The following is a 5,112-nucleotide window of genomic DNA, read 5'->3' on the forward strand; positions in this document are numbered from 1 at the left end:
GTTCAGCTTTTCTGCCAAGAGATGGCTGAGGCGATAAACGAAGGCAAGGCGCTTCGCGATCAAGATGCGAGCGAGGATGTCGAGCAGAGCGAAGCCGTCAGCGACGAGGAGAAAGAGGAAGTCGTAGCCGAGGCGATGAGCGAAGAGGATTTTGACGTAAGCGAGGACGAAGAGTAATGGAAATCAGCGCGCAAATGGTAAAAGAGCTCCGCGAAAGCACCGGAGCGGGGATGATGGACTGCAAAAAGGCTTTGGTTGAAACAGACGGCGATATGGATAAGGCTGTCGATCTGCTTCGCGAGAAGGGTCTCGGAAAGGCTGCTAAAAAAGCCGACCGCCTAGCTAGCGAGGGCCTAGTGAGCGTCGAAGTGGGCGCGGATCACAAGATCGCCACCATAAGCGAGATAAATTCCGAAACCGACTTCGTAGCTAAAAATCAAAATTTTATAAATTTAGTTAAAAATACTACTCTACATATCCAAAGCAAGGGCATTAGCAGCATTGATGAGCTAAATTCCAGCATCATCGACGGCGTTAAATTTGATGAGCATCTAAAAAGCCAGATCGCCACGATCGGAGAAAATTTGGTCGTTAGAAGATTTGAGACGATTAAGGCAGGCGTAAACGGCGTGGTAAACGGTTATCTGCACTCAAACGGTCGAGTAGGCGTCATTATCGCAGCAGCTTGCGACAGCGAGCGGACTGCGGAGGGTGCGAAGGAGCTTATAAAAAATCTCTGCATGCACGCAGCTGCGATGAAACCGCAGGTCATCAGCCATAAAGAGCTTGACCCAGATTTTATCGAAAAAGAATTCTTAGCTCTTAAAGGCGAGTTTGAGAAGGAAAACGAGGAGTTTGTGCGCTTAGGTAAGCCCCTTCATAAGATCCCGCAGTTCGGCTCGCGCGCGCATCTAAGCGATGAAATTTTAGCCAAAGAGATTGAAATTTTAAAAGACGAGCTTCGCAAGCAAAATAAACCTGAAAAAATTTGGGATAAAATTTTGCCGGGTCAGATTGATCGCTTCATCGCCGATAATACCCAAATCGATCAGCGTCTCACGCTGCTAGGGCAATTTTACGTAATGGACGATAAAAAAACCGTCGAGCAGGTTATCGAGGAAGAAGCTAAAAAACTAGGCGGCAAGATCGAGATCGTAAAATACGTCCGCTTCGAAGTGGGCGAAGGCCTAGAGAAAAAGAGCGAAGACCTCGCAGCCGAAGTAGCGGCTCAAATCGGCTAAATATGGAACTTCTAAAGGGCGTAAATCTTACTCACGCGTATGATTATACGCTCTTTGAAAATGTAAGTTTAAGCGTCCAAGAGAGCGAGAGTATCGCTATTTTGGGCATTAGCGGCTGCGGCAAATCGACCCTGCTTCATATTTTATGCACGCTTTTAAAACCGAACTCGGGCGAAGTGATCTACGACGGGCGCAGTATTTACGAACTAAGCTCCGATGAGAGACTTAAAATTCGCCGCAACGACTTCGGCATAATATTTCAATCTCACTACCTTTTTAAGGGCTTTTCCTCTGGCGAAAATATCGAACTCGCTGCTAAACTTACGAATAATGCGATAGATGATGAAATTTTAAAAAAGCTTCAGATCGAACATACTTTAAAGCAAGGCGTGGGCGAGCTTAGCGGCGGACAGCAGCAGCGCGTGAGCATCGCTCGCATACTTTGCAAAAAGCCGCGCATAATCTTTGCCGACGAGCCGACTGGAAATTTAGACAAGGATACCGCAAACGAGGTCATGAGCGTGATCTTTGATTATGTAAAATCCAGCCGTGGTGCGCTCGTGCTCGTGACCCACGATGAGAATTTAGCGCAAAAATGCTGCAAAGTTTATCGCCTAAATAACCGAAATTTAGCGCAAATATAAGCAATTAATAACCAAAAATATCTTACAATAGCCCAAATTCTTTCTAAAAGGTCATAAATGAAAATTCTACTTGACAATCACAATGAGCAGGTTGCAAGTGTCGTAAATATTTGCTGCGAGCGCATCGGTGCGGATCTGGTAGCATATAGTGCAGACGAGAGTGAATATGATTTGACGATAAAAAATTATGAAGATGGCGATGATATTTCAAAATTTGATCTTAATAAAACGCTGTTTCTGACGCCTAAGAATGTTTCGGCGCCAGGAGCGCGATATACCCTTACCAAGCCTTTTTCGCCGCTTGAGCTCATCACGTTTATCAGCGAGTTTTCGGTTCAAAATATGAGCGTGCAGGCGAAAGAAAAAATGGCGAAAGAATTTGCCGATGCAAGCTCTGTGATGAAAGAGATCGATGCGATTGATCAGGCGAATTCCGCTTCGGGCAGTAATTTTGAAGAGCTTGTGGATAGCTTTTATGACTCCGGCAAGGATATACCGCTTTCACAGTTGGCAAACGATATAGCGCCCGAGATTGCAGATGATGTGCCGCTTTCGCAGTTGGTAGGCGATATGCCGCGCACGGACGAGATCGCAGATGATATTCCGCTCTCGCAGCTTGTAGATGAAGCGGCTATTGCGGACACCATCGCCGATGATACGCCGCTTAACGCCGTCGCAGAAAAGATTGCGGATAATATCGCAGATGATATGCCTCTAAACTTAGCTGCTAGCGATATCCCTGAGGATGTACCACTAAATAGTATCGGCGCAAGCGAGTCTGCCGAAAGTAATAACACACCTCAGGGCGAAATTTCGCTCGCAAAGGATGACGCTCCGATAGCTCTAGCGGCGCTAGATGATGAAAATCCTAAGAATTTCAAAACAAATAAATCGCAGACAGAAGATGAAATTCCCGCCACACGGGCAAGCGAAACTTTACCGCTTGCACATCAAGACGAGCTGCAAAGAGCCGGCGGCTCTAATGAAACTGCTGTTGAAAAAATGGCAGACGCTGCGCCTAATCTAGAGGAAACGAAAGACTCTGCGGATGTTACTATTAAACAGCATGAATCAGATGGCTCATTTGCCTATAAAACAGATAAAAAAAATTCTGCCTCGCAAGTAGTGCAAGATGCAGCCGGCGTGTCTGTTAATAGTGGATTTGATATGGATTTTTCCAGGCTTTTCGATAGCGCCGGCATGCCCGTGGAGGAGTTTGGCGGATATGATAATTTTGCCGCGGCTGCGTTTGCTTCCGATGAAAAAGAGGATAAAAGATCTGCGCATGATAAAAATACAGCGGCTACGGATTTTCAAAAAACGCAAATTTCGTCTCAATACGAGGTCGCTTCAGATACGCCGATTGCGTTAGCGGGTGCGGGCGATATACCTCGTGAAAATCTTTATAACGCCGTTCCGTTTCAAAGTATGGAATTTACCGGCGGACTTGCACAGAATGCGTCTATGCCTGCTCATAATGAAGCAGGGGATTCAATTGGCGCAAATTTCGCAGCTTCTACAAATTCTAGCAATATCGGGACTATAAATTCTACTCCTGCGCCGAATTTTTCGGAGCTAAATTTACCGCACATATTAGATACCTCAGATTTACCGAAGCAAAGCGAGCAATCTGACAGCGTTGCTGGCGGATTTGCGGACGGATTTTTGCGCGCTATGGAGGGCGATTTTGCAAACTCGTTTGCCGCAAGCTCCGCAGATAGCGAGCAATTTAAATCCGGCAAGCCCGCAAAGAGCGCCGCGCAGCAGATAAAATTTAATGCTTCAAAGCCTTCGGAGCGCACAGAATTTAAAGCGTATAAATTCGGTGCGTCCGAGCAGGCAAATGAGATAAAATTTGGCACGCAATCTGCGCCGAATGAGCTTGCCGCTTCGGCTGCGGCGGAGTTTGCCAGCCTTATGGCAAGCGAGTTAGAGCCTAGCGCCAAAAGCGAGCCGCTGCGTAACGAGCACGGTAAAAAACCGAGCGCTGAGGAGCTGAAAACCAAGTTGCGTGATGATCTAGAAGCGGGCATCGCAAACACGATCGAGAAATTTGCGGGCAGTAAGGACGCTAAGGACGCGCTGAAGGACTTTAAGATCAATATCGACATATCGTTTGGAGATAGATAGTGAAAGGCAAAATTTTGCTCGTTTCCGGTCCAAGCGGTAGCGGCAAAAGCACGCTCATAAAGCGTCTTATCGCAGAATTTGGCGAGCAGATATACTTCTCGATCTCCTCTACGACGCGCGAAATGCGTGCAGGTGAAGCGGACGGCGTGAATTATCATTTCATAAGCGAGAGCGAGTTTCGCGCAGGCATCGAGCGCGGAGAGTTTTTAGAGTGGGCATTGGTCCACGGCAAATACTACGGTACTTCGCTAAAAGCCGCTACGAGCGAGCTTGAGCGGGGTAAGATCGTGATTTTTGACATCGATGTGCAAGGATATGAGATCGTGCGTAGCAAAGTGCCTAAAAGCGAGCTTACTAGCGTATTTATTACTACGCCGAGCTTGTCGGAGCTTAGAGATAGGTTGCGCGCTCGCGGCGATAATGATCCTGCCGATATTGCTTTACGTCTGCAAAATGCGCAAGAGGAGATGGAGCGCCTAGGCGAGTATGATTATTTCATAATAAACGACCGCCTGGAAGCGGCGTATGAAAATTTAAGATCAATCTACAAAACTATCAAACTAGAAACGGCGAGCCGCGACATAGGCAAGCTAATCGAAATTTGGAAAATTTAAAGGAGAAAAAATGGGCGTAAGCGTTCAACAATTGCTAATTATCTTAGCGATCATCGTGTTACTTTTCGGAGCTAAAAAGATCCCTGAGCTCGCAAAGGGCGTGGGCAAGGGCATAAAGACTTTCAAAAAAGAGATGGAAGAGGACGACGAACCGCAAAAGGTCGAGAAAAAGATGGAGCAAGAGGTTAAAGACGCCGAAATCAGCGATACTAAAAAGGCGTAAAGGATTTGAAAAATTTAGTCTTAAATGAAATTTTTAAAATTTTATCTCGCGAAGTCGTTTTAGAAAAACCCAAAGATAAAAGTTTGGCTCATTACGCCTCGCCCGAGGCTTTCGCGCTGGCTAAGGAGCTGCGAAAGGCGCCAAAGCTCATCGCCGAGGAGCTTGCGGCTAAATTTAAAGATAGCGAAATTCTAAGCGCCACGGCGGTTAACGGCTATCTAAATTTTCACCTAAAGCCCGCCGTATTGGGTGCGCTTGCT

Annotated in this window: 5 protein-coding genes and 2 pseudogenes; all 7 read left to right on the forward strand. The window is 46.6% G+C overall.

Annotated features, from left to right (window positions below):
- A pseudogene (locus Q0256_RS02310) lies at positions 1-177 on the forward strand (30S ribosomal protein S2); the annotation flags it as partial.
- Positions 177-1,241 carry a translation elongation factor Ts gene (gene tsf, locus Q0256_RS02315; protein ID WP_297959687.1) on the forward strand — a complete coding sequence of 355 codons (1,065 nt, stop codon included), beginning with the start codon at positions 177-179 and terminating at the stop codon, positions 1,239-1,241. The pseudogene Q0256_RS02310 and the gene tsf, both read left to right, overlap by 1 nt.
- 2 nt (positions 1,242-1,243) lie before the next feature.
- A complete protein-coding gene (locus Q0256_RS02320) occupies positions 1,244-1,885 on the forward strand; it encodes an ABC transporter ATP-binding protein (RefSeq protein ID WP_297959689.1) in 642 nt (213 codons plus the stop codon).
- Positions 1,886-1,942: 57 nt separating this feature from the next.
- Positions 1,943-4,015, forward strand: coding sequence for a hypothetical protein (locus Q0256_RS02325; RefSeq protein ID WP_297959691.1), 2,073 nt, complete (start codon positions 1,943-1,945; stop codon positions 4,013-4,015).
- The gene (gmk, locus tag Q0256_RS02330) at positions 4,015-4,629 is read left to right on the forward strand and encodes a guanylate kinase (RefSeq protein ID WP_291936305.1); all 615 of its coding nucleotides are present in this window, start codon (positions 4,015-4,017) and stop codon (positions 4,627-4,629) included. Before Q0256_RS02325 ends, gmk begins: the two co-directional genes overlap by 1 nt.
- A gap of 10 nt (positions 4,630-4,639) precedes the next feature.
- Positions 4,640-4,852: a twin-arginine translocase TatA/TatE family subunit gene (locus Q0256_RS02335; RefSeq protein WP_295151567.1), complete on the forward strand. Its 213-nt coding sequence runs from the start codon at positions 4,640-4,642 to the stop codon at positions 4,850-4,852.
- Between the two features lie 5 nt (positions 4,853-4,857).
- Positions 4,858-5,112, forward strand: a pseudogene (locus Q0256_RS02340) (arginine--tRNA ligase); the annotation flags it as partial.

It is taken from the genome of uncultured Campylobacter sp. (assembly GCF_937949835.1).
In the GTDB taxonomy this organism is placed as follows: domain Bacteria; phylum Campylobacterota; class Campylobacteria; order Campylobacterales; family Campylobacteraceae; genus Campylobacter_B.

What these genes read in the sequence shown, in the direction of transcription:
- tsf (WP_297959687.1), top strand. Translation starts at nt 177, where the DNA reads ATGGAAATCAGCGCGCAAATGGTAAAAGAGCTCCGCGAAAGCACCGGA.
- Q0256_RS02320 (WP_297959689.1), top strand. Translation starts at nt 1,244, where the DNA reads ATGGAACTTCTAAAGGGCGTAAATCTTACTCACGCGTATGATTATACG.
- Q0256_RS02325 (WP_297959691.1), top strand. Translation starts at nt 1,943, where the DNA reads ATGAAAATTCTACTTGACAATCACAATGAGCAGGTTGCAAGTGTCGTA.
- Q0256_RS02335 (WP_295151567.1), top strand. Translation starts at nt 4,640, where the DNA reads ATGGGCGTAAGCGTTCAACAATTGCTAATTATCTTAGCGATCATCGTG.